The 25826-nt window shown below is 66.3% G+C and carries 24 protein-coding genes; 14 read left to right on the top strand and 10 right to left on the bottom strand.

Going from position 1 to position 25826, the window contains the following annotated elements; translation table 11 throughout:
• Positions 1-749 precede the first annotated feature (749 nt).
• Complete coding sequence (locus tag GA645_RS01345; RefSeq protein ID WP_306092910.1) at positions 750-1346, top strand: hypothetical protein; 597 nt, start codon at positions 750-752, stop codon at positions 1344-1346.
• Between the two features lie 3 nt (positions 1347-1349).
• Here GA645_RS01345 and GA645_RS01340 read toward each other — a convergent pair whose 3' ends face one another.
• Positions 1350-2081 carry a hypothetical protein gene (locus GA645_RS01340; RefSeq protein WP_152219232.1) on the bottom strand — a complete coding sequence of 244 codons (732 nt, stop codon included), beginning with the start codon at positions 2079-2081 and terminating at the stop codon, positions 1350-1352.
• Between the two features lie 65 nt (positions 2082-2146).
• Complete coding sequence (locus GA645_RS01335) at positions 2147-2326, bottom strand: hypothetical protein (protein ID WP_152219230.1); 180 nt, start codon at positions 2324-2326, stop codon at positions 2147-2149.
• 167 nt (positions 2327-2493) lie between these two features.
• Here GA645_RS01335 and GA645_RS01330 point away from each other — a divergent pair, with 167 nt between their 5' ends.
• A complete protein-coding gene (locus tag GA645_RS01330) occupies positions 2494-2928 on the top strand; it encodes a CBS domain-containing protein (protein WP_152219228.1) in 435 nt (144 codons plus the stop codon).
• An 18-nt stretch (positions 2929-2946) separates the two neighbouring features.
• Here GA645_RS01330 and GA645_RS01325 read toward each other — a convergent pair whose 3' ends face one another.
• A complete protein-coding gene (locus GA645_RS01325; protein ID WP_152219226.1) occupies positions 2947-3684 on the bottom strand; it encodes a metallophosphoesterase in 738 nt (245 codons plus the stop codon).
• A gap of 351 nt (positions 3685-4035) precedes the next feature.
• Here GA645_RS01325 and GA645_RS01320 point away from each other — a divergent pair, with 351 nt between their 5' ends.
• Together GA645_RS01320 and GA645_RS01315 are read left to right on the top strand one after the other, a co-directional pair.
• On the top strand, positions 4036-6261 hold the full coding sequence (locus GA645_RS01320; protein WP_152219224.1) for a TonB-dependent receptor: 2226 nt from the start codon (positions 4036-4038) through the stop codon (positions 6259-6261).
• 14 nt (positions 6262-6275) lie between these two features.
• The gene (locus GA645_RS01315; RefSeq protein WP_152219222.1) at positions 6276-7352 is read left to right on the top strand and encodes an ABC transporter substrate-binding protein; all 1077 of its coding nucleotides are present in this window, start codon (positions 6276-6278) and stop codon (positions 7350-7352) included.
• Positions 7353-7560: 208 nt separating this feature from the next.
• Here GA645_RS01315 and GA645_RS01310 read toward each other — a convergent pair whose 3' ends face one another.
• Complete coding sequence (locus tag GA645_RS01310) at positions 7561-8292, bottom strand: class II aldolase/adducin family protein (RefSeq protein ID WP_152219220.1); 732 nt, start codon at positions 8290-8292, stop codon at positions 7561-7563.
• A 339-nt stretch (positions 8293-8631) separates the two neighbouring features.
• On the opposite strand from GA645_RS01310, the gene GA645_RS01305 reads away from it, so the two are divergent.
• From GA645_RS01305 to GA645_RS01265, 9 genes are all read left to right on the top strand, one after another.
• Positions 8632-9786 carry an LLM class flavin-dependent oxidoreductase gene (locus GA645_RS01305; RefSeq protein WP_152219218.1) on the top strand — a complete coding sequence of 385 codons (1155 nt, stop codon included), beginning with the start codon at positions 8632-8634 and terminating at the stop codon, positions 9784-9786.
• A gap of 17 nt (positions 9787-9803) precedes the next feature.
• Positions 9804-10856: an ABC transporter substrate-binding protein gene (locus tag GA645_RS01300; RefSeq protein ID WP_152219216.1), complete on the top strand. Its 1053-nt coding sequence runs from the start codon at positions 9804-9806 to the stop codon at positions 10854-10856.
• Positions 10857-10948: 92 nt separating this feature from the next.
• Entirely contained in the window at positions 10949-12004 is a 1056-nt protein-coding gene (locus tag GA645_RS01295; RefSeq protein ID WP_152219214.1) for an ABC transporter substrate-binding protein, read from the top strand.
• Complete coding sequence (locus tag GA645_RS01290) at positions 11991-13202, top strand: MFS transporter (RefSeq protein WP_152219212.1); 1212 nt, start codon at positions 11991-11993, stop codon at positions 13200-13202. The genes GA645_RS01295 and GA645_RS01290 overlap by 14 nt, the downstream gene beginning before the upstream one ends.
• A 3-nt stretch (positions 13203-13205) precedes the next feature.
• Positions 13206-13964 carry an ABC transporter permease gene (locus GA645_RS01285; RefSeq protein WP_152219209.1) on the top strand — a complete coding sequence of 253 codons (759 nt, stop codon included), beginning with the start codon at positions 13206-13208 and terminating at the stop codon, positions 13962-13964.
• Complete coding sequence (locus GA645_RS01280; RefSeq protein ID WP_152219207.1) at positions 13961-14722, top strand: ABC transporter permease; 762 nt, start codon at positions 13961-13963, stop codon at positions 14720-14722. The genes GA645_RS01285 and GA645_RS01280 overlap by 4 nt, the downstream gene beginning before the upstream one ends.
• 41 nt (positions 14723-14763) lie before the next feature.
• On the top strand, positions 14764-15558 hold the full coding sequence (locus GA645_RS01275; RefSeq protein WP_152227844.1) for an ABC transporter ATP-binding protein: 795 nt from the start codon (positions 14764-14766) through the stop codon (positions 15556-15558).
• A 106-nt stretch (positions 15559-15664) separates the two neighbouring features.
• The gene (locus tag GA645_RS01270; RefSeq protein WP_152219205.1) at positions 15665-16345 is read left to right on the top strand and encodes an SDR family oxidoreductase; all 681 of its coding nucleotides are present in this window, start codon (positions 15665-15667) and stop codon (positions 16343-16345) included.
• An 80-nt stretch (positions 16346-16425) separates the two neighbouring features.
• The gene (locus GA645_RS01265) at positions 16426-17355 is read left to right on the top strand and encodes an AEC family transporter (RefSeq protein ID WP_152219203.1); all 930 of its coding nucleotides are present in this window, start codon (positions 16426-16428) and stop codon (positions 17353-17355) included.
• Positions 17356-17618: 263 nt separating this feature from the next.
• Here the strand turns inward: GA645_RS01265 and GA645_RS01260 are convergent, their stop codons facing one another.
• The 6 genes from GA645_RS01260 to GA645_RS01235 all read right to left on the bottom strand — a co-directional run bounded on the left by GA645_RS01260 (position 17619) and on the right by GA645_RS01235 (position 24912).
• Positions 17619-19148: an APC family permease gene (locus GA645_RS01260; RefSeq protein WP_152219201.1), complete on the bottom strand. Its 1530-nt coding sequence runs from the start codon at positions 19146-19148 to the stop codon at positions 17619-17621.
• A 124-nt stretch (positions 19149-19272) separates the two neighbouring features.
• Complete coding sequence (locus tag GA645_RS01255) at positions 19273-20289, bottom strand: DUF3445 domain-containing protein (RefSeq protein ID WP_152219199.1); 1017 nt, start codon at positions 20287-20289, stop codon at positions 19273-19275.
• A gap of 14 nt (positions 20290-20303) precedes the next feature.
• Complete coding sequence (locus GA645_RS01250) at positions 20304-21272, bottom strand: PDR/VanB family oxidoreductase (RefSeq protein WP_152219197.1); 969 nt, start codon at positions 21270-21272, stop codon at positions 20304-20306.
• Positions 21269-21868, bottom strand: a complete 600-nt coding sequence (locus tag GA645_RS01245) for a dimethylamine monooxygenase subunit DmmA family protein (RefSeq protein ID WP_152219195.1) — start codon at positions 21866-21868, stop codon at positions 21269-21271. Before GA645_RS01245 ends, GA645_RS01250 begins: the two co-directional genes overlap by 4 nt.
• A gap of 489 nt (positions 21869-22357) precedes the next feature.
• Positions 22358-23794, bottom strand: a complete 1437-nt coding sequence (locus tag GA645_RS01240) for a sigma-54-dependent Fis family transcriptional regulator (protein WP_152219193.1) — start codon at positions 23792-23794, stop codon at positions 22358-22360.
• Positions 23791-24912 carry a PAS domain-containing protein gene (locus GA645_RS01235; RefSeq protein ID WP_152219192.1) on the bottom strand — a complete coding sequence of 374 codons (1122 nt, stop codon included), beginning with the start codon at positions 24910-24912 and terminating at the stop codon, positions 23791-23793. The genes GA645_RS01240 and GA645_RS01235 overlap by 4 nt, the downstream gene beginning before the upstream one ends.
• A gap of 371 nt (positions 24913-25283) precedes the next feature.
• On the opposite strand from GA645_RS01235, the gene GA645_RS01230 reads away from it, so the two are divergent.
• Positions 25284-25646 (top strand): PilZ domain-containing protein, encoded by a 363-nt coding sequence (locus tag GA645_RS01230; RefSeq protein ID WP_152219190.1) that lies wholly within the window; start codon positions 25284-25286, stop codon positions 25644-25646.
• Positions 25647-25826: the final 180 nt, after the last annotated feature.

The following is a 25826-nucleotide window of genomic DNA, read 5'->3' as shown; positions in this document are numbered from 1 at the left end:
GTGCTCCGTACACATTGTGTTCCACCTTCACCACCATTGTGTTCCACCGCTGAAAGCGGCGCTACTACTGACTCTCGGTCGTTGCAGAACACCAAGAACACCAAGAACACAGAAGCTTTGACAGATATGGAGTCGCCTCCCCCCGCCCCGCTAGAGGGGGATGCCAACAGCGATGGAAGTCTATGCATGGTGCTCTGAGGCGTTGTAGATATCAGTAGACAGGGGGGTGTCCAATCCTTGGCGGCTACTCTTGTCCGAACGACCTAGGGAGGCACATCGATCCGCTCGCCGAAATTTCATATAGGGGGGGAGTCAAAAACTCCCGATCCCTATAAGCCTCGAACGACGTTAGGAACTCCGTTTACAACGGCGGGAAAAATGGGTGGGTGGGGGGTTTCCGAGGGAAGTCGGCTATGCCCGAAATCTAGACAGAAACTGGTCGATATCGAGGCCAGCAGCGCGCACCGTGTACACCAGCATGTACACCAGAAATTTCATAAAAGTAAAAATATCAAATATATCAATTACATACAGAACAGGTTAGAGGCCCGCCTGGGCCATCTACCTGTTTCGAGCTGTCTCAAGCAGTCTGCGAAACCACCTGAAAAGCCCGCCCTGTGCGGGCTTTCCTGTTTCTGGCTGTGCAGACTTGTGCTTCGCGGCGCGTCCCTCGACTCCATACGATTCATCTCCGCCCCCAAAGGCTGTATAAGCCTGCTGCCATCGCGCGCGAAAAGGATAAACCGCCAATGCTTCGGCTCTCGATGCCAGCCCTGCTCCTGGCCCTTGCCGGTTGCGCCACCAAGCCTCCCGCGAATCCCGAAAACCTCTGCGAGATCTTTCGCGAAAAGCCTGAATGGCACGAAGCGGCGCTGAAGATGCAGAAGCGCTGGGGCGCGCCGATCCAGGTGCCGATGGCGATGATGTACCAGGAGTCGTCCTTCAAGCACGACGCCCTGCCGCCTCGCTACTACTTCCTCGGTTTCATCCCTTGGGGCCGGGTCAGTTCAGCCTATGGCTACGCCCAGGCCAAGGACGAGACGTGGGCGGACTACAAGAAGGATGCCGGGGACTGGGGCGCCGACCGCGATGACTTCGCCGACGCGCTGGACTTCATGGGCTGGTACATGCAGAAGACCGCCAGCGTTAACCGTGTCTCCAAATGGGACGCCTATGGCCAGTACCTGAACTACCACGAGGGTTGGGGCGGCTATCGCCAGCGTAGCTACGACGCCAAGCCCTGGCTGAAGAAGGTGTCGCAGAAGGTCCAGGCGCGCGCCTCGCTGTACAGCACCCAGTACAAGAGCTGCGAACAGGAGCTGTCGACCGGCGGCTGGTTCTGGTAGCCGTCAGTGCCCCATGATCCGCCGGTACTCGTCCCGATACTGCTCGTAAGGCAGGTTGCGCTGCTGTAATTCGAAGAGCTGCTGCTCCTGACTCCGCGGCGGGGTCGCGTGGGCGACGGTTTCGATCGCCGTGGGAGCGGCGGGAGCGGGCACGCTCTGTGGCGGCGAGACCGGCGCGGCGGGCGTCGTGGGCAACGGCAGCGGTCGGGAAGGACGGGCGACCAGCAGGGCGCCGGTGATTTCCTCGACGATCTGCTCGGACACCGCATCGAGCTGCGAGGAGCCCATCGCGGCGAACAGATCGCCGCTGGCTTGCGCCTGGCTGTCGTAGCGGCGCGAGGCGAGCAGCTGGCCGGTCAATCCGTCGTGGTAGCGCACGGTGGAGGTGACCCATTCGCCCTCTTCGGCGCGCGGACGGTTGTTGGCGCTGTGGCCGGCGCCGACCTCGATCACCACCAGAGTGGACAGAGTTTCCGTGGCGCGCGGTTCGCCGTCCTGTACCGAGAACTGATAGTCAGCCGAGCTCGCCTCTTCACGCAGCGCCTCGCGCCAGCCATTCATGAGCAGACGCCAGCGCGGGTTGGCCGCCACCTGGGCATCGGGCTGGAAGTTCACCACCAGGTTATGCCGTGTATCACGGTACAGGGAGATGGGGGCGCCGCGCTCGTCAGTGCGGACCGAGGAGGAGCAGCCGCCCAGCAAGGCAAGGCTCAGGACGATGGGGAGGTAGCGCATGGTGATCCCTCTTATAGTCGGGGGCATTCTGCCAGCACTTCACGATGCAAAGAAACCGTCTGGAATCAGTCTTCCAGCCAATCGTCCTCGTCGTCCAGGCCCGAGTGGTATTCCTCCGGCTCATCATCTTCCGGATGGTCGTCGAAATACGCCGCGTCCGCGTCCAGCAGGCTGTCGAGGTCGTCGTCGAGATCGAGCAGGTGGTCGTGTTCGGGCTCGGGAAGGTCGCGGTCTTCGTCAGTCATGGCCGATTAGCAAAGCAGGAGTGGGGAGACAGTATAAATCGCCGTGCCGGTGCATGACGTTTTCATTGCAGTCGGCGCCGCTTTCCGACCTTGCCGGATCGGCATCTGTCCACGATTCTCTATTGAACCTCGGGCAACGCGCTACGAGACGACGAAAGGGGGCAGGAATGAAGAATGTGGCTCAGCTGTTGAACGCCAAGGCGGACCAGCAGGTTTACACCATTGGCCCGGACGCGCTGGTGATCGATGCATTGCGCCTGATGGCGGACAAGAACCTCGGCGGCTTGCCGGTGGTGGAGGCCAACCAGGTGGTCGGTTTCTTCAGCGAGCGCGACTACGCCCGGCGCCTGGCGCTCAAGGGTCGCAGCTCGGAGGACACGCAGGTCCGCACCGTGATGACCGCGCCGGTGATCACCGTGGACACCCACCTGAACATCGACAAGTGCATGAGCATCATGACCGAACGCCACCTGCGCCACCTGCCGGTGGTGGAGAACGGCGAGCTGCTGGGTCTGCTGTCGATCGGCGACCTGGTAAAGGCGTCCATCGCCGAGCAGGCCGACCTGATCCGCCAGCTGGAGCAATACATCCGCGGCGAGTAAGCGAACACCGGCGGCTGCTCAGCGCGCGGTCGCCGCTTCCACCGCCCCGCTGTGCAGGTCCACCAGGCTCAGGGCACCGTCGGCGTAGCCGCTACCGGTGTCGATGTAGTGCGTGTTACCCAGTCGGCGCACCCGGCTCTGCGCCGTATGGCCGACATACAGACGCTCAAGGCCAGGCACTTGCGTATCGTCCTCATCCTCGACACGGGTGCGCGCCCACATCGCCATTGCCGCCGCGTTGCGTCGGGCGGCGCTGCCCAGCTCTCCGGCCAACGCCGCCATGCCGCTGTCCCAGTCCGGGAAGGCCGACGAGATCGGCGCTTCGGCGTGGATGATGCCAATGCGGCGGCCCGTCGCGATTTCCACCTCGATGGCCAGCGGCAGGCGTTGCAGGCGCCGGGCGATGCGCTCGCGCTCCGCCTGCGGCAACGCGTAGAGCCAGACGCCGCCATTGCGGTAATGCAGGTCGCGGTCGTCGCCGGCCAGCACCGAGTCGATCACCAGTTGCTCATGGTTGCCGCGCACCGAAGCGAACCAGGGGTGCTCCAGCCACTCCAGCACGCGCGCCGAATAGGGTCCGCGGTCCACCAGGTCACCCGCGGCGAACAGACGGTCAGCGACGGTATCGAACGCCACCCGCTTCAGCAGGCGTTCAAGCAGTTCGAAGTGGCCATGCACATCCCCGACCACGAAATCACGGCCACGCAGGTTGCGCGCGAAGCGTTGCAGGGGGCGTTCCGGCAAGAGGGTATTCATCACCATCTCCAGGTCTTGCAAGGCTTCAGCTTAGCAGCGGCAGATGGCGTTCCCGAGGCCTTTCGACAAAAGCGGGATGACCTGCTGCCGCACTGTTGCCCAGGCAGCGACCGGCCAGCACGGGCTGCTTCCCCAGCAGCAACACCGCGCCAGCAGAAATAAAAACACCTTTAATATCAATGCATTGCAATCAGCCCACAAAGCGGTACGGATGTTGCGATGTCCCCATCAAGCCAACCGGCCTTATCACGCGTGAGCCAGCACATGAGCAACGCAATAACAGCTTGATGCCTTGCGGCGACGACCGAGCACCACAGAGCCGGCCGTCCTTTCGCCGCCCTTGGGGACACCATGTTCAAACGCAGTACCCTTTCCCTCGCCATCGTCCTGAGTCTGGGGGGACTCGCCAGCCAGAGCGCCGTGGCGGACGACAGCGATACCCGGCAGAACAACGACAGCAGCGCCGCGCCGACCCTGGGCAAGGTGGTGGTCACCGCGCAGAAGCGCGAGGAGTCGGTGCAGGACGTGCCGGCGCCGATCACCGTGCTCAGCGGCGAGAAGATCCGCGACGCCTCCCTGCAATCGGCCAACGAAGTGACCCGCTACACGCCCAACGCCTCGGCGGGCACCACCGACGGCCACGGCCGCCCGCGCTGGTGGATTCGCGGCCTGGGCACCGGCGATCAGGGCGCCAACACCGTCAGCCCGATCGGCATCTATGTCGACGACGTCTACATCGCCAACATCAGTGCCACGGGCTTCCCGCTGTTCGACCAGGAGCGCGTGGAAGTGCTGCGCGGCCCGCAGGGCACCCTGTGGGGCAAGAACACCACGGGCGGCGCGATCAACTTCATCTCGCGCAAGCCGACCTTCAGCCCCGAGGGCTACTTCAAGGTCGACATGGGCAACTACGCCAACCGCATCGTCGAAGGCGCGGTGAGCGACGCGCTGGTGGACGACAAGCTGGCCGGCCGCCTGTCCTTCCATCACCAGGGCCGTGACGGCTACACCGAGAACATCAACGACAACGACGACCAGGGCGCGCTGGAAGATGACGCCGTGCGCCTGCAGTTCGCCGCGCGGGTCAACGACAACCTCGACGCCAACCTCAACCTGCACGCCCGCCACTACCACGACACCGCCAGCTACAACACCGTCAGCTACGGCACCCGCCCGGACGGCACCAACCAGTTTGGCTATTCCATCGACCCGAAACTGGGCAAGGCCAACTTCAACGCCAAGTACCAGGCCGAGATCGACCAACTGGGCAGCAACCTCAACCTGGTCTGGCAACTGGGCGACCTGGAGCTGACCTCCATCACCGCCTTCGAACACTTCACCCGCGACGGCTGGACCGACAGCGACAACACCCCGCTGGAGCTGCAGCGCAGCTACGGCTATGCCGACAGCCAGCAGTATTCCCAGGAGTTTCGCCTGGCCTCGCCGCGCACCGACCGGCTGAACTGGGTGCTGGGCTTCCACTACTTCAACGAGGACCTGCAGGCGGAAAACGCCAGCGCAGCGCTGACCAACCCGTACATCCCGCGCTACTACAACAACGTCAGCTACGACCAGCAGACCGAGAGCTACGCCATCTTCGGCAGCACCACCTACAACTTCACCGACGACTTCAGCCTCACCGCCGGCCTGCGCTGGACCCGCGAAACCAAGGACATCGACCTGCTGCGCCTGCAGAACCGCGGCCCCGCGGTGTTCGGCAACGGCGACTGGTGGAAGCAGGACAACGTCCTCTCGCAACTGGTCGCCAACGCCAGCCAGGACGAGAGCAACACCTGGAGCGACTACAGCTGGGACCTGACCCCGGAGTACCGCATCTCCAACAACGCCCGCGCCTACTTCCGCTATGCCCGCGGCTTCCGCTCCGGCGGCTACAACACCGGCGTGACCAGCCAGGCCACCGTCGCCACGGTGGACCCGGAATACCTCACCTCCTACGAGCTGGGCCTGAAGTCGGAATGGCTGGACGGCCGCCTGAACGCCAACGCCAGCCTGTTCTATTACGACTACGAGGACATCCAGCTCAACATCGTCACCGCGGTGAACAACCAGACCGTCTCGCGCCTGGCCAACGGCGCCCAGGGCGAGGCCTACGGCGCAGAGTTCGAGCTCGAAGCCATTCCGTTGCAGAACCTCCACGTCAATTTCGGCCTGGGCCTGCTGCACACCGAGTTCACTGACTACACCTCCGGCCCCAACGACTACTCCGGCAACAGTTTCGTTCGCGCGCCCAACGTCTCGGCGGTGCTCGGCGCCGACTACCGCATTCCGCTGAACGTCGGCGGCGCGGTGATCCTCGGCACCGACTGGGACACCCGCAGCCGCCAGTACTTCTTCAGCAACGACCAGAGCGCCAACATGCGCAGCGGCGGCTACACCCTGGGCAACGCGCGGGTGACCTACGAACTGCCGGGCGAAACCACCCGCGTCACCGCCTACGTGAACAACCTGACCGACAAGGAATACCGCAACCACACCCTGCCGGGCGGCTACCAGACTGCCGGCCTGATGTTCGGCGACCCGCGCACCTTCGGCGTCTCGGTCACCACCGACTTCTGAGCGAGGTAATCACCATGTCCCTGATCCATCGCACGTTGCGCCGGCTGCTGCCAGTCGCCGCCCTGCTGCTCGCCGGCCAGGTTGCGGCCGCCGAGCAGCCGACCACCCTGCGCATCGCCACCGTGGCTTATGCCAACGCCGGCCAGATCACCTTCAACGGCCCGGCCTACGTCATCGCGCGTGACAAATGGCTGGACCAGCAACTCGCCCAGCGCGGCATCAAGCTGGAATGGGTGCCCGCCGCCACCGCCTCGGTGGGCACCTTCGTCAACGAGGAATTCGCCAACAAGCGCATCGACTTCGCCTTCTACGGAGATTTGCCGTCGATCATCGCCAACGCCTCCGGGGTGCAGACCCAGCTGATCGCCCCCGGCGGCATCGGCAACAACGTCTACCTGGTGGTGCCACCGGGCTCCCCGGCCAAGTCCATCGTCGACCTCAAGGGCAAGCGCATTGCCCTGCACCGTGGCCGGCCGTGGGAGCTGTCGTTCGCCAAGTTGCTGGAGGCCAACGGCCTGCGCTTCGAGGACTTTCGCATCTTCAACCTCAACCCCCAGGCCGGCGCAGCCGCGCTGAGCGCCGGGCGGGTGGATGCGTTCTTCACCCTGAGCGACGCCTTCCTGCTGGAAGACAAGCAGGTCGGCCGGATCATCTGGTCGAGCAAGCAGGCCCCGGCCGATTGGAAGATGCGCGCCGAACTCTGGGGCGCGCGCGACTTCGTCAAGGAACATCCGGACCTCACCCAACTGGTGGTGGACGCCTACCTGAAAGCCGCGTGGTGGGTGTCGCAGGACGCCAACCAGGCGGCTTACCAGGAGGCACAGGCCCGTTCCGGCGTGCCGCTCAACGTGCTGCAGCGGGAAGTCGCGGGCGAACCCTGGGCGGCGCATTTCTCGCCGCTCTACGACGATGCCCTGCGCCAGCATTACAGCGACGGGACCGCCTACAGCCTGAAGGCGAAACTGATCCGGGGCGACGTGAAGGTGGAGGATCTGCTGGAGCCGAAGTTCGTCGAGCAGGGGTTGAAGGATCTGCAACTGGAGAGCTTCTGGCAGCGCAGCGCCGGGCCCTCAGTCGCAGCCAAGCCCTGATGAAACGTAGGAGCAACTGTCTTTGGCAGTCTTCGTAGGATGGGTAGAGCGAAGCGAAACCCATCAATCACAGGCACCCACGGCGTAGGTAACGATGGGTTTCGCAGGCTCTACCCATCCTACGCCTTCGACATTGCTCTATGCCGCTCCTACGAAAGCCCCCACAAAAAAGCCCTCGCAAGAGGGCTTTTTCATGCGGGGAAGAAAATCAGGCCGCCGCGCCCAGCAGCTTCTGGCCCTGCTCCCAGAGGCCGGTCATCTTCCACTGCTGTTCCAGCACGCCGGGGCCGAATTCCTGGGAGCCGCCGAGGCTTTCGGCGAGGCCCTGGAAGTAGGCGCCTTCCTCCAGCAGCAGGATCAGCTTGGACGCCTTGATCAGGTCGTCGCCCCAGAAGGTCGCGCCGCCGTTGGCTTCGAGGATGGCCGGGGTGTGCGGGTTCTCGGCGAGCTTGTCGAGGATGAACAGCGGCTCGGGTTGGCGGCGGTCGATGTAGATCGGCAGCTCGCGGGCCAGGGTCACGCGCTGCGAGGCGGCGTAGCGGATCGGCAGCACGCGGTGGGCGCTGGCCCAGCCGCCGAGGTAGGCGGTGTGCACGTGGATCACCACGTTCACCTCCGGGCGCGCCTGGAAGATCGCCGCGTAGCGCTTGCCGTTGCCGCCTGCACCACGGCCGCTGAGCGGGGTCGCGCCGGGGATGCTTTCGTCGAGGATCACCTCGCCGTCATAGGTGGCGACCACCGCGCGGATCTCCTGGTCGTCGGCCCAGGGGCTGGGTGCATGGACGGCGATCACCTTGTCGCTGTCCGGCACGCGCACATAGGCCTGGTAGGTGTTGGTGGCGGTGAGGGTGCGGGTTTCCTTGAGCACGCGGAAGGCCTTGGCGAAGTCGCGGCGGACCTGTTCGAGCTGGCTGGCGAGTTGCGGGTCGAGGGTGGACATGGAATGCCTCCTGGCAGTCGGGGATGGATGAACCGCATGGCGGTGTTCCAGTGACTGAGCAGGACTTGTGCCATTAAAAAATAATCATATTAATCATCTAGTTACGAAGTAAATTCGGTTTCACCAGCACACTAGCCGCGGCTGAACGGGAAAAATTGCTGCCCGCCCAGCATCCCCTGCTGACCCACTGCTGCTGTACAGACAAACGCCCTGCTGCCGCAGCAGCACACCACCCTGAAGGCCGCGCACGGCCTGGCCTGCAGCCTTTGGGCACAGCCCTTGCTCAACACCTTGCACGAGCAGCACGACGCTGCCCCCGCAACGTAAAGGAGCAAGGCCATGAGCACCGAATTCTTCTGGCGACTGCCGCTGGGCAGCGACGGTCCCTATCTCGCCTCGGACAAGAACAACCGCGGCAGCCACCTCTCGCGCCCCGGCAACATCGCTCCGGGCCGCCTGCCCAACGGTGAGCCGGACGGCTTCACCTACATCGACTACATCGCCCAGGTGGCCAAGGCCGCCGAGATCGCCGGCTTCGAGGGCGCGCTGCTGCCCACCGGGCCGGAGCCGTGGATCGCCGCCGCCGCCCTGGCCCGCGAGACCCGCCGGATCAAGTTCCTGATCGCCTTCCAGGCCGCCTGGACCCTGCCGGCCTACGCCGCGCAGCAGGCGGCGATCCTCCAGCACCTGTCCCGCGACCGTCTGGAGTGGAACATCATCACCGGCGGCAACCCCGCCAGCCAGCGCGCCAACGGCGACTTCCTCGAGCACGACAAGCGCTACCAGCGCACCGGCGAGTTCCTCGACATCATCGACGGCCTGTGGAAGAACGAGCAGTTCTCCTATCAGGGCGATATTTACCAACTGGAGAACGGCTCGCTGCCCATCGCGCTGAAGAACGTGCGCAAGCCCGGCGTGTACTTCTCCGGCTTCTCCGACCCGGCGCTGGACGTCGCGGCAAAACATGCCGACGTCTACCTGAACTGGGCCGAACCCATCGACAAGCTCAAGCCGCACCTGGAGCGCGTACGCGAGCTCGCCGACAAACAGGGCCGCGAGATCCGCTTCGGCATCCGCATCGACCTGTTCGCCCGCGAGACCGAAGAGGCCGCCTGGAGCGAGCTGCGCCGCCAGTACGAGCGCATCGACGCGCGCACCAGCGCCTTCATCAAGAACTTCGCCACCGGCTCGGATTCGGTCGGCGCCGCGCGGCAGACCGCCTACCACCAGAACGTCGAGCGTTTCGACGACCTGATCCTCGGCCCAAACCTCTGGGCCGGCTTCGGCAAGGCCAAGCCGGGTCCGACCATCGGCCTTGTGGGCAGCCACGAAAACGTCGCCGAGCGCCTCGCCGAATACCGCGACGCCGGTTTCTCCACCTTCATCCTCGCCGGCAACCCGCACCTGGAAGAAGCCCTGCGCATCGGCCAGGAAGTCCTGCCGCTGGTGCAAGGCAAACGCGCCGACATCCACGAACTCAAGGCCCGCGCCTGACCCACAAGGAGCTGCACATGTCCCGTCCCCTCGATACCCTCTGGTACACCCGCTGCCCGGTTCCCACGGGCCTTGGCATCGCCGTGCAGAAAGGCTGGCTGGAAGAAGCCCTCGCCGAGCAGGGCACGCAGATCAAGTCGCTGCGCGAGTCCGGCGACCAGGCGGTGCGCGAGTCGCACTTCGACCACACCCTGCAGAACTCGGTGCGCCACGGCGGCAACATCCCGGCCATCTGGGCCCGCGCCAGCGGCCGCGAGACCCGCGTGATCGGCCTGTCCTGGGCCGATGAAGCACAACTGATCCTGACCACCGCCGAGAGCGGCATCCGCACCGTGCGCGACCTCAAGGGCCGGCGCTTCGGCCTGCCGGACTGGAGCGGCGCGCAGATCGACTTCACCCGCGCCCAGGCCATCCGCGGCCTGGAGAACGCCCTGCGCCTGGAAGGCCTGGAAGTGCGCGACGTCGAACTGGTGGACTTCGGTCTGAAGGGCACTTTCAGCGACGAGGCTCCCAGCAATATCGTCGGCATCACCGGCCACGGCGGCAGCCGCCGGCGCAGCCAGAATCCGGAGCTGGTCGGGCTGTTACGTGGCGCGGTCGATGCGATTTTTCTCAAGGGCGCCCACGCCGTGCAGCTGGCGCAGCAGTTCGGCCTGCACACAGTGATCGACACCGGCGCGCATCCGGAGCCGCTGATCCGCGCCAACAACGGCACGCCGCGCACCCTGAGCGTCGACCTCAATCTGCTGGAACAGCATCCGGACGCCGCCACCGCGATCCTCGCCTCGGTGTTGCGCGCGGAGGACTGGGCGCACCAGCACCCGGACGACACTCGCCGCTACCTGGCGCGGGAAACCAACAGCAGCGAGTTCTGGGTCGCCACCGCCTATGGCGAGGACGCCCACCTGCGCCTGCGCACCAACCTCGACGAAGGCTCGATCCTCGCCCTGCAGGACTTCACCGACTTCCTGCAGCGCTGGAACTTCATTCCGACGCGCTTTGACGTGCGCGAGTGGATCGACCCGCGCCCGCTGGAAGCCCTGCGCAGCCTGACCCAGAAGGCGAGCTGAACAACGTTGCGAGGGCGAGCCCTCTCCCCTGCCCCTCTCCGCCCTCTCTTCAAAAAAGGGGGAGAGGGGTTCCAGAACAAAATCGAGCGTCCATGAGCACACCGCTGGAAACCCTCTGGTACACCCACAGCCCCGTCCCAACGGGACTCGGCATCGCCGTCGAATCCGGGCGTCTGGCCCAGGCCTTCCGCCCCTTCGGCACGCGCATCCAGTCGCTGCGCGAGTCCTCCGAACGCGAGGTGCGCGAGGCGCACTTCGACCATCACCTGCCCTACTCCGTACGCCACGGCGGCAACATCCCGGCCATCTGGGCCCGCGCCAGCGGCTCGCGCACGCGGGTGGTCGGGCTGTCCTGGAGCGACGAGGTGCAGCTCATCGTCAGCGCGCCGGACAGCGGCGTGCGCAGCATCCGCGACCTGCGCCACCGGCGCTTCGGCCTGCCGAAGTGGGCCAACGTGCAGATCGACTTCACCCGCGCCCAGTCCCTGCGCGGCCTGGAAAACGCCCTGCGCCTGGAAGGCCTGGAGGTGCGCGACGTCGAACTGGTGGACTACCCCTACGGCGGCACCTACAGCGACGACCCGGTGCGCCACGTGTTCGGCGCCCAGGTGGCGCTCAAGGGCAACCGCGTGGTGCAGCGCAACAACGAGCTGATCGGCCTGCTGCGCGGCGACATCGACGCCATCTTCCTCAAGGGCGCCCACGGCCTGCAGCTGGCCCATGAGTTCGGCCTGCACGTGGTGCTGGACGTCGGCTCGCATCCCGAGCCGCTGGTGCGCTCGAACATCGGCACGCCGCGTACCCTGACCGTCGACCAGCAACTGCTGGACGAGCATTTCGATGCCGCCGTGCGGGTGCTCGACACCGTGCTGCGCGCCGAGCAGTGGGCCTGGGCGCATCCCGAAGAGACCCGCCGCTTCCTCGCCCGCGAGCTGAACACCAGCGAATTCTGGGTCGCCAGCGCCTATGGCGAGGATGCCCACCTGCGCCTGCAGACCAATCTGGCGGAGCGCTCGGTCAACGCCCTGCGCGACCTCACCGCCTTTCTCCAGCGCTGGGAGTTCATCGGTAAAGACTTCAGTGTCGACGACTGGATCGATCCGCGCCCGCTGGAAGCCCTGCTGGGGAAAATCGATGTCGCCATCTAGCCCGGCGCGGCCCGCCGCCTTCCTGCTCAACTTCATGCTGCTGGCGGCGTTCAGCGGCGCCACCATCGGCATGGCGAAGATCGTCACCACGCTCTACGCCATCAGCATCGGCGCCAATGCCATGCAGATCGGCATCATCTCGGCCATGGAGGCGCTGGGCATGGTGATCCTCACCCTGCCGGCCGGCTTCGTCATCGCCCGCTTCGGCGCACGCCGGGTGTACTTCCTCGCCAGCCTCGGGCCGATGCTGCTGAACCTGGTCATTCCGTTGTTCGGTGGCTGGCTGTGGCTGGCCGCAGCACGCCTGCTGATCGGCCTGTGCATCCCCTTCCGCATCGTCGCCATGAACAGCGCCTTCCTGCGCCAGCTCAAGCGCATCGGCAACGACAAGGCCGGCTGGTACCGCGGCTCGCTGACCCTGGGCATGGGCCTGCTCGGCCCGCTGCTGGGCAATTGGCTGAGTGGCGCGGCGAGCTTCACCTGGGGCTTTGCCGCCATCGGCCTGTGCTTCGGCCTGATGGCCTTCTACAGCCTCGGTTTCTGGGAAGGCGAAGCACCTGCCGAAGACGTGCCAGTGGCTGTCGCCACCGGCGGACTGCTGCAACAGGTCAGCGCCATGCTGGCCAATGTCGAGATCGCCGAGAGCTGCCTGATCGAACTGCTCAGCGCCGCCACCAGCGCGCTGTTCGGCACCTTCATCCTGCTGCTGGCGATGGAAGTCGCCGGCCTCTCGCAAGGCCAGGCGGTGAGCCTGGTGATGATCCAGGGCCTGGCCTCGGTGCTCGGGCTGTTCGGCTTCGGCTACCTGATCGAGCGCAGCGGCCGCCGACTGGCCTACGTCGGCAGTCTCACGGCGGCGCTGGCCGCCCTGCTGTTGCTCGGCGTCGCCCGCGACTACTGGCTGCTGGCCCTGGGCGGCGTGCTGCTCAGCGCGGCGGCGGCGCTCATCCACCTGGTGAACATGGCCCAGTTGGGCGAGCACGCCATGGACAAGAGCAAGATTTCCGGGCTGTTCAACCTCGCCTCCATGTCCGGCAGTTTTTCCGGCGCGCTGCTGGGCGGGGCGATCAGCCACTTCGTCGGGCTGGGCAACCTGTTCCTCTGCTGGATTCCCCTGGTGCTGCTGGCCGCGCTGTTCTGCTGGCAACGCAAGCAGCGCCGCCAGAGCGCCGGGCCATTGCTCGGCCAGGAGGGTTGAGAGATGAGCAAAACCCTTGATCGCCTGAGCTGGTTCGCCTCGCCGCTGCTCCTGCTGCTGGCCTGGTTCATCGCCGCCCGCGCCGGCTGGTTCCCGCCGCAATTGCTGGTGCCGCCGGCGGAGGTATGGGCCAGCTTCCAGGACCTGCTGGCCAGCGGCGAGCTGCGCGAGCACGTGGTGCACAGCCTGTCGCGCCTGGCCATCGGCTTCTCCATCGGCGCCGTCGGCGGGCTGCTGCTGGGCACCGCCATGGCCCTGTCGAAAACTGTGGAAGCCTACTGCGCGCCGCTGTTCCACACCCTGCGCCAGGTGCCGTCGATTGCGCTGATCCCAATGTTCATCCTGTTCTTCGGCGTGGAGGAAACCTTCAAGATCCTGATCGTCACCAAGGCCGCCTTCTTCCCCGTGGCGCTGGCCGCCAGCGAGGGCGTGAAGGGCATTCCGCGCGGCTACTTCGAGGTCGCCAGCGTGTACCGCCTGCCGCTCTGGAGCCTGCTGCGCGACGTCGCCTTCCCCGCCGCCGCGCCGCCCATCGTCACCGGCCTGCGCATCAGCCTGAGCCGCGCCTGGATGGTGCTGGTGGCCGCCGAACTGCTCGCCGCCGACAGCGGCCTGGGGCAGATGATCGAACTGAGCCGGCAGATGCTGCGCATCGACATCGTGATGGTCGGCGTGGTGGTCACCGGAGCCATCGGCTTCGTCCTCGACTTCGCCTTCCGCCTGCTGGAGAAGCGCTTGCTGCGCTGGAGACCGACGCCATGATCCGATTTCTCAAGAGCCTGCGCGGGCTGCTGTTGCCGGCGCTGCTGATCGCCGCCTGGCACTGGCAGTCGCAACAGGGCGCCAGCGCCGCTTACGCCTTCGTACCACTGGAGCGCATCGGCGCCGGCTTCGTCGAGCTGATCCGAACCGGCGAGCTGTGGCTGAGCGTCGCCGCCAGCCTGCAACGCACCTGCCTCGGCCTGCTGCTGGGCGTGCTCGCCGGCTTCGCGCTGGGCGCCGGCATGGCCCTGTCGCGACCGCTGGAGCGGCTGTTCGCACCGCTGTACCACACCATTCGCCAGGTGCCGATCCTCGGCCTGATCCCGCTGATCGCCCTGTGGTTCGGCAGTGGCGAGCCGTCCAAGGTGCTGATCGTCAGCCTCGCCGCCTTCTACCCGATGACGCTGAACGCCTTCGAGGGCTTCCGCGACGTGGAGAAGCGCTACCGCGAAGTCGGCCGCCTGTATGCCTTCGGCCCGTGGCAGCAGTTCCGCGAAGTGCTGCTGCCCGGCGCGCTGCCCAGCCTGAGCAACGGCGTGCTGCATGCGCTGGCCTTCGCCTGGGTCAGCTCGGTGGGCTGCGAGCTGTTCCTCTCCACCGGCATGGGCCTGGGCAACCTGATGATGAACGCCGAGACCGGCTCGCGCATGGAGATCGTGGTGATCGGCGTGCTCAGCATCGGCCTGCTCGGCTACGCCATGAACCAGCTGTTCGCCCGCGCAGCGCGCCACCTGCTGCGCTGGCGCAACCTGCGCTAGCGCTATCCGAATTTGGCCTACCTGCCATGAGTGCACAGACAATGAACGCGATCCTCGACCCCGCCCTCCTTCCGGCCCAGCAGGCGCAACACGGCGCGCTGGCCATCCAGGGCCTGAGCAAGGCCTATTCCATCGACGGCCGCAGCCTGCCAGTGCTGCAGAACATCGACCTGGCGGTGCGCCCCGGCGAGTTCGTCAGCATCGTCGGCGCCAGCGGCTGCGGCAAATCCTCGTTGTTGAGGCTGATCGTCGGCCTGGAGAACGACTACAGCGGGCGCATCCTGCTGGACGGCCAAGCCGTGACCGGCACCGGCCTGGAGCGTGGCATCGTGTTCCAGGACCACCGCCTGTTCCCCTGGAAGACGGTGCAGGAAAACGTCGCCCTGGCGCTGAAGAACCACACGCTGAGCCGCGCCGAAAAGCGCGAATTAGTGGCGGATCACCTTGAACTGGTGGGCCTGACCGGCTTCGAACAGGCCTACCCGCACCAGCTCTCCGGCGGCATGGCGCAGCGCGCCGCCATCGCCCGCGCGCTGATCACCCGGCCCAAGGTGTTGCTGCTGGACGAACCCTTCGGCGCCCTCGACGCCCTCACCCGCGTACGCCTGCAGCATGAGTTGCAGCGCATCTGGGTGCAGCAGCGCAGCACCATGATCATGGTCACCCACGACGTGGAAGAGGCGCTGTACCTGGGCGACCGGGTGATCGTCATGGACGCGCGGCCGGGGCGGATTCGCCATGAGGTGCGGGTCGACCTGCCGCACCCACGCCAGCGCGGGGAGCCACTGCTGCAACGGCTCAAGGACGAGCTGCTGGGCGAGTTGATGCACGGCTAGGCCGGCACGTCCCGATCCGTCCCTGCATCTGTCGTCGGCGACCTTTCTCCGTGCGCCGTGCTAATCCTATAAGTGCCGCTCTTCCAATGCCTTGAGGGTGCACTCCATGAACAAGATCGTCGCCATCACCGGAGGCTTCGGCCACCTGGGCAGCGTGGTCGGCCAGGCCTTCGCCGACGCCGGCTGGCAGGTTGCGCTGCTCGACCGGGCCGTCAGCCCACGTTATCCACAGGCCGGCGCGCTGTCCCTGGGCGGCGTCGACCTGACCGACGGTCCCGCCGCGCGTGCCGCCATCGACCGCGCCAGCGAGCATTTCGGAGGGCTCGACGCGCTGATCAACGTGGCCGGCGGCTTCCACTGGGAAACCCTGGCCGATGGCGACGTCGACACCTGGGACCTGATGTACCGCATCAACCTGCGCACCGCCGTGGTCTCCAGCCAGGCCGCGCTGGCACACCTGAAGGCGCGCGGCCACGGGCGCATCCTCAATATCGCGGCGGCCGCCGCCACCCGCGCAGCGCTGGGAACCGGTGCCTATGCGGCCTCCAAGGCGGGTGTGATGCGCCTGACCGAGGCGCTGGCCGAAGAGTTGAAAGATGCGCGCATTACCGTCAACGCGCTGATGCCGAGCATCATCGACACCCCGCAGAACCGCGCCGACATGCCCGACGCCGAGTTCGACCGCTGGGTACGCCCGGAGCAACTGGCGGCGACCCTGCTGTTCCTCGCCTCGGACGACGCGGCGGCGATCACCGGCGCCTGCATCCCGGTCAGCGGGCGCGTCTGAGCCCAGACCGAGGTCGCATTGGACGGCGGCAACCTCGGCCCCTATGCTCGCCAGCCGTTCCGCTGTCCGGTTGTGCCACCATGTCCCACGTCCTGTCCGTCGTCCTGCCGATCTTCGCGCTGATCCTGGTCGGCTGGCTGTGCCGGCGCACCAACCGCCTCGGCCCGCAGGCGGCCTCGGAGATCAACCGGCTGGTGGTCTGGCTGTGTCTGCCGGCGCTGCTGTTCAAGGTCACCGCCACCGCGACCTGGGCGGAAATCTGGCAGCCAGGTTTCTTGGCCGCCTTCACCGGCGGCTGCCTGCTGGTGTTCTTCGCCACCCTCGCCTGGCGCCTGCTGCAGGGCCGCGCGCTGCCGGCGGCGAGCATCGACGGGCTCAGCGCGTCCTACGCCAACACCGGCTACATGGGCATCCCGTTGTGCCTGCTGGTGTTCGGCCAGGACGGCCTGGAGCCGGCGCTGATCGCATCCTTGCTGGTGGTCTGCGTGCTGTTCGCCATCGCCGTGGTCTGTATCGAGGTCGGCTTGCAGACCGAGAAGCACGTCGGCCGCGCCATTGCCGTGGTGCTGAAGGCGCTGGGCAAGAACCCGCTGGTGGTGTCGCCCATCATCGGCGGACTCTGGGCTGCCAGCGGCATCGGCCTGCCGGAACCGCTGCTGCACTTCCTCGACATGCTGGCCGCCGCCACCACGCCCTGCGCGCTGGTGTCCCTCGGCCTGTTCCTGGCGCAGAAGCAGGAGGGCGAGCAGGTCGGCGCCTGGCCGCTGGTGGCGATCAAGCTGGTCGGCCAGCCTCTGTTGACCGGTTTCCTCGCCTACAAGGTCTTCGACCTGCCGCCGCTGTGGGCGGATTCGGCGCTGCTGCTCAGCGCGCTGCCCACCGGCACCGGTCCGTTCATGCTCGCCGAGTACTACCAGCGCGAGGCGGCGGTGGTGTCGCGGAGCATCCTGGTATCGACGCTGGGGTCGCTGGTGACCCTGTCCCTGTGCCTGCTGTGGATTGCCCGCTGAGCCCTGGCGCAATCGTTCGGGAGGGGATTGATCGTAGGATCGGTGGAGCGCAGCGATACCCATCGATTCGGCGCACGGACAGCATGGGTATCGCAAGCTCCACCCATCCTACAAAGCCGCGTCGCCGGGCATAAAAAAAACGGACCGACCATCACGGGGATGGCGGTCCGTTGCGCAAACGCAGGGGTCCGTCACGGGGGAAGACAATGACGGACCAGACGCAGCCCCTCAGGCGTATGGCCCGAATTGCGTCAACGTTGCGATCAAGCCGGTTCGGTCAGCGCGCCCGAAGCGCGCGCGGATAGTTGGCGGCCGGAGATCCGGTGGGCGTCGCCCGCCGGTGCGGTGCCCTTGTCATAGGGCTTGGCCAGCAGCATGTAGACAAGGCCCGCGCCAAGTACGACCACGGTGGTGAGGATCATCGAGTAGTTCATGTACCAGGGCGCATCCGGGGTGCGCGGCCAGACCATGTTGGTGATCGCCGCCACGCCGTAGACCAGCGCCGCGATGTTCACCGGCACGCCCCACTTGCCCAGGCTGAACTGCCCGCCCGGCAACCAGCCCTTGGCGCGGGCGATCAGCGCGGCGATGACGATCAGCTGGAAGGACACGTAGATGCCGATCGCGGCGAAGCCGACAATGGTGGCCACGGCGTCCGCCATGAACAGGCCCAGGCAGACGATGGCCGCCGGCATCACACCGGCCACCACCAGCGCGACGGCCGGTACGTGGTTGCCGTTCAGCTTGGACAGGGCCTTGCTGCCGACGATCATCTCGTCGCGGGCGTAGGCGAATAGCAGGCGGCTGGCGGCGGCCTGCAGGCTCAGCACGCAGGACACGAAGGACACCATCACCACCGCCATCACCAGCTTCGAGCCCACCGGGCCGAAGGCGTTGGCGAGGATGGTGTTGACCGGGTCGGTGTCTTCACCGTGGATCACACGCTGGATGTCCGGCACCGAGAGGATCAGCGCCAGGCACGCGAACATCGCGGCTGCGCCGCCGATGTAGATGGTCATGCGCATGGTCTTGGGGATCATCGTGCCCGGGTTCGGGGTTTCCTCGGCGACGTCACCGCAGGCCTCGAAGCCGTAGTACTGGAACAGCCCCGCCAGGGACGCGGCGAGGAACGCCGGCCAGTAGCTGCCGTCGATCTTGATGTCGAAGGTGTTGAACAGCACGCTGAAGTCGTTGTGGCGCTCGAAGATCAGCAGGTAGCCGCCCACCAGCAGTGCCCCACCCAGCTCGCAGAGGAAGCCGAACATGGCGACGCGAGCGAGCAGCTTGGTGCCGCTGAGGTTGAGCACGGTGGTCAGCGCGATCAGCGCCAGGGCGATGCCGATGGCGGCGCTACCGTGCATTTCCAGGCCGAGCATGGCGGCCATGTAGGGGCTGGCGCCCACGGCGATGCCAGCGATGGAGGTGCACAGCGCCCAGGCATAGACCCAGCCCACCATCCACGCCCAGCGCTTGCCCACCAGGCGGCGCGCCCAGGGGTAGACGCCCCCGGAGATCGGGAATTGCGAGACCACTTCGCAGAACACCAGGCACACCAGCATCTGGCCCAGGCCGATCAGCAGGTAGGTCCAGAACATCGGCGGCCCACCGGCGGCCAGGCACAGGCCGAACAGGGTGTAGACGCCGACGACCGGCGACAGGTAGGTGAAGCCCAGGGAGAAGTTCTCCCACAGGCTCATGCTGCGTTCGAAGTTGGAGCTGTAGCCGAGCGCGGCAAGCTGCTCGGCATCGGAATCGGTTACGCCAGCGGCACGCTTGGCAGGAGACCCACTCATCGTTGTTTCCTCTCGGGGGGTTGATGGGCAGAAGGCAATCAACCAGCGGGCCTCACGACGCCCGCCGGTTCCCTTTTCGGGTTTGTAGTTGTGTGTACTGCGCGGCTTTGCTCTTGGTGGAGAGTTACTGGCCGTCGTCGAACTGCGAGAGCCACTGCACCGCCTGCTGGTGGTAGCGAGTGAAGCCCTTGTAGTCGACCAGTTCCTGGTTCAGGGACTTGAGCACGCGGTGCATGCGCTTGGCCCACGCCGGGTTGGTGGCGATGTCTTCCAGGCTCAGCAGGTAGGTGCGGATCGGGAACACGATGGCGTTGCTGCGCGGCAGACGGTGCAGCGGCTGCAGCTCGATGCGCAAGTAGACCTTATGCCCGGCGTTCTCGGCGGTCACCGTGGTGCGATCCGGCGCCCACTCGGGCAGCGACTCGGCGGACACGTCCAGGCGCGGATTGACGGTCAGCGACCAGTTCAGGCGGCGCACCGGATGGCCATTGCGCAGGCGCAGGAGGAACTTCAGCGCGCGGTCGAGCATGCCGGTTTCCTTCACCAGCGGCACCGGGCCGTGGAACTCGTGCCAGGCCATGCCCAGGTTGAAGCGCAGCGAGTAGTCGGCACGCTGGGTGGCGATGCCCGCGCCCCAGTACAGGGTGCCGTCGCGCTCTTCCTGCAGGACCCAGTCGCCCTGGGCCTGGCGGGTGACGTACTCCATCGGTTCAAAGGGCAGGGTCGACGGATCACCGAAGGTGAAGGTGTCGTCGATGTTCAGCAGCTTGTTGGTCCAGTGCCAGCGGGTGCCGTCCTTCTCCAGGGAGAAGTACTCCGGGTAATCCTTGGCGTAGGACTCCATGATCAGTTCGAGCAGGTCCCACTGCGCCTCCATCATGTGCGGCGCGGAGACGTAGTGCATGCCCGGGTCTTTCTCCAGGGTGATCGCACGGTCGCGACACTCGCTGATGTAGTGCTCATCGATGTCGAACACTGCGCGGAAGGCATCGTTGCCCACCGAGACGTGCGGCTCCAGGTTCATCGAGTACATGTACTCGTCGTCCGGGAAGGGCCAGGGCGCGCGGTCGATGCAGGCCTGGCTGTTCGCGTAGGTGTAGTCGTCGCGGTAGGTTTCGTCGGGGCGGAATTGGATGGTCATGGTCGTTCTCCGGCTCAGCAGTCGATGACCAGCCGCGAGCACTTGGCACGCGACACGCAGGGCATGATCTTGGTGTTGGCGGCCTTGTCCTCGTCGGACAGCCAGTCGTCGGTGTGGAGGATTTCTCCGTCCAGCTCCAGGACGTTGGTCTCGCACATGCCGCAGGCGCCGCCGCGGCACAGGTAGGGGATTTCGTGGCCGGCGGCCTCGGCGGCTTCCAGCAGGCTCTGGTCGGGCGACACGTCGATGGTCGCGCCGCTGCGCGCCAGGGTGACCTGGAACGCCTCGCCGACGCTGCCCTGTTCGAGGAAGCGCTCGTAGTGGATATGGCTGTCGGTCCAGCCGTGGGCGTGGGCGGCGTCGATAGTCGCCTGGATCATGCCCTCGGGCCCGCAGACGTAGACGTCGCTGCCCAGCGGCCGGTCCGCCAGCACGGCGGAGATGTTCAGGCGCTCGCCGCGGTCATCGCGGTACAGGCGCACAGCGTCGCCGTATTCCCGCAGCAGTTCTTCACCCAGGCGCGCATGGGCGTCGCCGCGCACCGCCAGGTGCACCTCGAAGGGCGTGCCGCGCAGGCGCAGCTCAGCCAGTTGCGAGCAAACCGGGGTGATGCCCACCCCGCCGGCGATGAACAGGTGCAGGCGCGCGTGCTTGCTCAGCGGGAACAGGTTCACCGGGCGGAGGATTTCCAGCTCGTCGCCTTCCTTCACCACGTCGTGCATGTGCTTCGAACCGCCACGGCCTTCTTCCACGCGGCGCACGGCGATCTGGTAGGCGCTGGCGTCGTAGGGCGAACTCATCAGCGAGTAGGCGTTGCGGTAGGTGCCGCTGGCGTGGGGCATCAGCACCACGACGTTGCTGCCGCCGGAGAACGGCGTCAGGTGCGCACCGCTGGTGGAGGCCAGGGTGAAGCGCTTGATTTCCGGGGTCACCTGCTCGATACGGGTGACGCGGACATTCAGGGTTCCGTTGGACTGGCTCATGTGTCGAGCTCCTCGGCATCGGGCAGTTCGCCGGGGACTTCGGCGTCGGCCTTCACCGCCTGGAAGGCGGCCAGGCGGCGGGAGTAGTGGTCGCGGACCACCAGGGTGCGGGCGCAGTGCGGGCACTCGAAGACACGCTGGGTGACGTTCTCGGTGTAGCCGTCGCAATGCACGCACCAGACGCGGCGCACGAAGGAGCCGGCGTGCTCGCGCAGCACTTCGTCCTTGTTCAGGTTGATCGCGTCGGCGGCCTGCATGGCGGTGCCGATGAAGCTCTCGGAACCGGCCAGGTAAAGGCGGGTGCCCATGCGCGACTGGCCCAGCAGCGCGTGCAGGTCATCGACCAGCGCGCGGTTGCTCGGGTAGATCGAAAGCTCCACGTCGGTGAGGTCGCGCAGCGCGGCGAGGTGATCCTGGCCAGAGAAGGATTCGGTGGAATACAGCACGCGGATGGGCGCGCTGCGCGGCATCTCGGCGAGCAGGCGGAGCATGGCGGCGCCGCCGCTGCCCTGGCCGGCGATGATGTGGTGGTGACCACCTGCGAGCGGGCGCAACTGGTCGTAGACCGGCCGGCTCTTGATACCTGTGATGAGCATTGTTCTTGTGCCTCCAGAACTGCCGGCGCCCTGAAGTCAGGAGCGCTGGCGCGATTCGAGGACCCGTGCACGGCCACGGGTCGGAGATACACAGAGCACAGGCTATGCCAAATAGTTAAGTCATTGAAAATAAAGGATAAAATCAAAAAACAGACACAGAGGTGTAAGCAGAAATGACAACGACTGTAGGCAGGCTTGCAGCGGTGGATTGTCGCAGGGGCGTTTTTGCCGGACGCGGCAAGGCGGCGTGACCGGGTGGTCCCGCGGATGCATGCCGTGGATGGGATTTGCGTAGGAGCGGACTCTGTCCGCGATGGTATCCGGCGCGATGCGAACCTATCGCGGACGGAGTCCGCTCCTACGTTGTCTTCTGGGTCCCCGCGTTCGCGAGGAAGACATGTATAGAGCGGCAGTGCATGAAACGTCACTCCCGCGAACGCGGGAGCCCAAAAGACAGTTGCTCCTACGCGCGCCGGGAAGGGGCAGCGCTCACTCGTCGCGCTGCAGCTTGCGGATCAGCGTGCCGACGTCGATGCCCAGGTGGATCGCCGCCTTGCGCTTGCTGCCGCACAGGCGCACCGCGCGCAGGATCACCTGGCGCTCGTAGCGCTGTACCTGGGCCTTGAGCGGCTGGTCGTCGATGGCCGCGGCCGGTTCGTCGGCGGCGATCGGGCTGCCGGCAACGGGAGCACCGAGCAATTCCGACGGCAGGTGCAGTTCTTCGGCCACGTCGTCGGCCAGCACGGCCAAGCGCTCGAAAATGTTCACCAGCTCGCGGATATTGCCGGGGAAGTCGTAACCCAGCAGGCGCTCGCGGCAGGCCGAGGACAGCCGCAGCGGCGGCTGGCGGTCGCGGTTGATGCGCGCCAGGAGGATGTCCATCAGCACCGGCAGGTCATCGCGGTGGGCGCGCAGCGGCGGGATTTCCACCGGCAGCACGGCCAGGCGGTAGTAGAGGTCGGCGCGGAATTCGCCGGCAGCCACCAGGGCGCGCAGGTCCTTGTTGGTGGCGGCGATCACCTGCACCTGGACCTGCTTGGACAGCGGCGAGCCCACCGGCTGGATGGTGCCGTCCTCAAGGAACTTGAGCAGCTTGGCCTGCACCTGCAGCGGAATCTCGCCGATCTCGTCAAGGAACAGCGTGCCGCCCGAGGCACTCTCGATGTAGCCGCGCTTGCCCGATTGCAGCGCGCCGGTGAAGGCGCCGCGCTCGTAGCCGAACATCTCCGACTCGAACAGGGTCTCCGGGATGCTCGCGCAGTTCACGTCGATGAAGGGCCGGTCGCCCCAGCCGGCGGCGCGGTGGATGTGTCGGGCGATGGCGGTCTTCCCCACGCCGGGCTCGCCGAGCAGCAACAGGCGCGCGCGGCGGCGGAAGGCGCGCACGCCCATGTCGGCGATCGAAGACAGCAGCGGCGACATGTGCAGCGCGTTGTCCTGCGGATCGCCCAGGCCTGGCAGGTCGGCGGTCGAGGCGCGTCCGGACGGGCTGCGCGGGCTGCTGGCGGTGCCCGCCTCGTACTCACGCTGGATCAGCAGACTGTAGGGCTTTTCATAGGCGCCGGTGGGCACCGCCTGGGCGCGAGTGAGAAACACCCGGCCATCGCGGGAGCGGGTCAGCGCACTCTTGCCGCCGCGTCGCAGGACCTGCAGGAAGTCGTCGAACTGCAGGGCCGAGCGCTGAAAGAAGTCGGCATCCGTCAGGCCCAGCACATCGACACGGGTGACGCGGTTGACCCGCTCGGCCGCGAGGTTGATGAAGCGCACCCGCGAGTCGCCATCGCAGACGATCACCGCCTCGCTGAAGCTGTCCAGCAGCGCGTGCAGCGCCGGGGTCTCCAGCAGCGCGGAGAGCATCTCCCCGGAGGCGCTGATCGAGGAGCGCATGCCCATGCGCGGGGGCGCGAAGAAACCTTCCTCGCTCATGGATGCAGCTCCGTCGCGGCGTTCGCCTGGCGCAGCACGAAGACGCGCCAGGCCACGCCCTCGCGGATGAGGATGCGCGAGCAATGACTGTTGAAGGACAGGTAGTTGCCGAACTGGTCCGGCAGGTCGAGCAGCTGCCAGGTGCGCTCGGGCAGCGGCAGGCGGTTCAGGGTCGAGGCCAGGCCGGCGGCGCGGGTGATGCCGAAGGTCTGCTCGAAGGCCGCGTTGCGCCACTGCGGCTGGGCCTGCTCGTCGATCACCAGCACGGCGTCGGGCACCGCGTCGAACACCCGGCGCAGTGCCTCGATGCGCTGCTCGGCGTCGTGCTGCATGCGCAGCTCCTGGCTGACGTCGCGCAGGCTGCCCCACATGCGCAGCATGCGGCCGTTGTGGATGCTGGCGCGCACGTCGTTTTCCACGTAGGCCGGCGAGCCGTCGTGGCGGCGGTCCACCGACAGCGCGCCGTCGACGTGGAACTCCGCCTCGATCAGGCGGCGCACGAATTCCTCGTTGGCCGGGCTGCGCGGCCAGTACAGGCGCACCGGCTGCTCGCTGAAGTCGACGTCGGCGGGCATCTCGTAGATGTTGGCCATGGCGCGGTTGCACATGCGCCAGTAGGAGCGGTTCTCGAACACCTGGCGGACGATCTCGTCGGGCGTTTCACGCACGTCCACCGACTCGGCGAACTCGATACACCAATAGGCCACCCGCGCGCTGAAGAGCATCTGGCTCATCACCTCGTTGGCGCTCTGCAGCTCGCCCAGGCGGCGGCTGATCGGCCCTAGCGGCATCTTCACCAGGTGCAGGCGCGCGGGCTCGCCGTCGCGCCATTGCAGCACGCCGCTGGCGAGCACCGGCAGCAGGCCGCCGTTGTGGCGGATCAGGGTCAGCTCCAGGTCCTGCACGCGCTCGTCGGCCGGCGGGCTGGCGAACAGCTGATGCAGTGCATTGACCGACTCAGCGGTGTAGACCTGCTCGATGCCCTGTCCGTCCAGCGATCCCGGCGGATAGCCGAGCTGGTCGGTCTGCTCGGCGGAAACCTCGATGAAGCGTCCCTGGGACGTCAGGCTGTCGGACAGCAGCAGGCCCCTGTCCAGCAGCAGTTTTAGCGGGTCCATTTCTCCCTCCAATGCAGATCTCCAATGCAAATTCCCAACACGGCGATGCGGCCGCCCAGGCTTACCAGGCAGCTTTCAAGAAGACCAAGGCATGTTGCATGCCAGCCTGGAAGGCCCGTGCGCCGTGGGGTGGAGCGAAAGGGTGTGTGCAAAGTCGCAGCACTCTGCGCAATCACGCAGCGCAAGTTGCAGATTATCCGCTGCACCCTCGCAGCGGCGGGTCGGGCGATGGAAGGTGGTGCGATTTGCCGCCGAATACTGGCCAGTTGATAGCTTTTGAGATTGCTTGAGCCCCTGGCGCTGCTAGGATGCGCGCGCGTTATTTCCACTCAAGAGCCCATCCCAGAGCCCGCTCCCTACAAGAGGCCGCCATGCGCAAGCACCGCCGACTGACCTTCCGCCATATTGGCCAGATCAACGTGATCAACCGCCTGAGCGGCGACTCCATGGGGGAGGTCCTCGATGTCTCGATGGGCGGCTTGCGGCTGGTGACCGAGGAGCCGCTGGCGCCGGGCAGCTGCTACGACATGCGCCTGGAAATCCCGGTGCGCGAGGATCACACCCGCCCCGTCGACATCACCGCCATCTGCCAGTGGTCGAAGAAGGACGCCAAGTACGGGCGCTTCGAGCAGGGCTTCAAGCTGGACCGGCCGAGTGCGGCGTTCACCGAGCTGGTGACCTCGATGTCGGTGAGTTTCAACCGCAGTTTGCTGGGGCGGGCGCGGTTGTCGTGAGGGATCGGCAGGCGGGATAGCTCGCCGCTCGGGCTGGCCCTCACCCCAACCCTGGCTGCGCGCCCCGCTCAGAGGGAGAGGGGGCCGATCGGCGTTTTGCGGTGGTTTCGACGTTAGCCGGCGAGCGCGAGAGCATCAGCCTGCACGATACAGTCCCCTCTCCCTCCGGGAGAGGGTGAG

This window comes from Pseudomonas sp. SCB32, from assembly GCF_009189165.1.
Taxonomy (GTDB): Bacteria; Pseudomonadota; Gammaproteobacteria; order Pseudomonadales; family Pseudomonadaceae; genus Pseudomonas.
Note: the sequence above shows the minus strand (reverse complement) of the source record. Positions and strands in the feature narration are given on the sequence as shown.

Bases quoted from the DNA above. Each gene is read 5' to 3' on its own strand.
- GA645_RS01275 (WP_152227844.1), top strand. From the start codon at position 14,764: ATGAACGCGATCCTCGACCCCGCCCTCCTTCCGGCCCAGCAGGCGCAA.
- GA645_RS01305 (WP_152219218.1), top strand. From the start codon at position 8,632: ATGAGCACCGAATTCTTCTGGCGACTGCCGCTGGGCAGCGACGGTCCC.
- GA645_RS01260 (WP_152219201.1), bottom strand. From the start codon at position 19,148: ATGAGTGGGTCTCCTGCCAAGCGTGCCGCTGGCGTAACCGATTCCGAT.
- GA645_RS01310 (WP_152219220.1), bottom strand. From the start codon at position 8,292: ATGTCCACCCTCGACCCGCAACTCGCCAGCCAGCTCGAACAGGTCCGC.
- GA645_RS01335 (WP_152219230.1), bottom strand. From the start codon at position 2,326: ATGACTGACGAAGACCGCGACCTTCCCGAGCCCGAACACGACCACCTG.
- GA645_RS01265 (WP_152219203.1), top strand. From the start codon at position 16,426: ATGTCCCACGTCCTGTCCGTCGTCCTGCCGATCTTCGCGCTGATCCTG.
- GA645_RS01285 (WP_152219209.1), top strand. From the start codon at position 13,206: ATGAGCAAAACCCTTGATCGCCTGAGCTGGTTCGCCTCGCCGCTGCTC.
- GA645_RS01330 (WP_152219228.1), top strand. From the start codon at position 2,494: ATGAAGAATGTGGCTCAGCTGTTGAACGCCAAGGCGGACCAGCAGGTT.
- GA645_RS01240 (WP_152219193.1), bottom strand. From the start codon at position 23,794: ATGAGCGAGGAAGGTTTCTTCGCGCCCCCGCGCATGGGCATGCGCTCC.
- GA645_RS01340 (WP_152219232.1), bottom strand. From the start codon at position 2,081: ATGCGCTACCTCCCCATCGTCCTGAGCCTTGCCTTGCTGGGCGGCTGC.
- GA645_RS01255 (WP_152219199.1), bottom strand. From the start codon at position 20,289: ATGACCATCCAATTCCGCCCCGACGAAACCTACCGCGACGACTACACC.
- GA645_RS01320 (WP_152219224.1), top strand. From the start codon at position 4,036: ATGTTCAAACGCAGTACCCTTTCCCTCGCCATCGTCCTGAGTCTGGGG.
- GA645_RS01345 (WP_306092910.1), top strand. From the start codon at position 750: ATGCTTCGGCTCTCGATGCCAGCCCTGCTCCTGGCCCTTGCCGGTTGC.
- GA645_RS01250 (WP_152219197.1), bottom strand. From the start codon at position 21,272: ATGAGCCAGTCCAACGGAACCCTGAATGTCCGCGTCACCCGTATCGAG.
- GA645_RS01300 (WP_152219216.1), top strand. From the start codon at position 9,804: ATGTCCCGTCCCCTCGATACCCTCTGGTACACCCGCTGCCCGGTTCCC.
- GA645_RS01270 (WP_152219205.1), top strand. From the start codon at position 15,665: ATGAACAAGATCGTCGCCATCACCGGAGGCTTCGGCCACCTGGGCAGC.
- GA645_RS01280 (WP_152219207.1), top strand. From the start codon at position 13,961: ATGATCCGATTTCTCAAGAGCCTGCGCGGGCTGCTGTTGCCGGCGCTG.
- GA645_RS01315 (WP_152219222.1), top strand. From the start codon at position 6,276: ATGTCCCTGATCCATCGCACGTTGCGCCGGCTGCTGCCAGTCGCCGCC.
- GA645_RS01230 (WP_152219190.1), top strand. From the start codon at position 25,284: ATGCGCAAGCACCGCCGACTGACCTTCCGCCATATTGGCCAGATCAAC.
- GA645_RS01325 (WP_152219226.1), bottom strand. From the start codon at position 3,684: ATGAATACCCTCTTGCCGGAACGCCCCCTGCAACGCTTCGCGCGCAAC.
- GA645_RS01235 (WP_152219192.1), bottom strand. From the start codon at position 24,912: ATGGACCCGCTAAAACTGCTGCTGGACAGGGGCCTGCTGCTGTCCGAC.
- GA645_RS01245 (WP_152219195.1), bottom strand. From the start codon at position 21,868: ATGCTCATCACAGGTATCAAGAGCCGGCCGGTCTACGACCAGTTGCGC.
- GA645_RS01290 (WP_152219212.1), top strand. From the start codon at position 11,991: ATGTCGCCATCTAGCCCGGCGCGGCCCGCCGCCTTCCTGCTCAACTTC.
- GA645_RS01295 (WP_152219214.1), top strand. From the start codon at position 10,949: ATGAGCACACCGCTGGAAACCCTCTGGTACACCCACAGCCCCGTCCCA.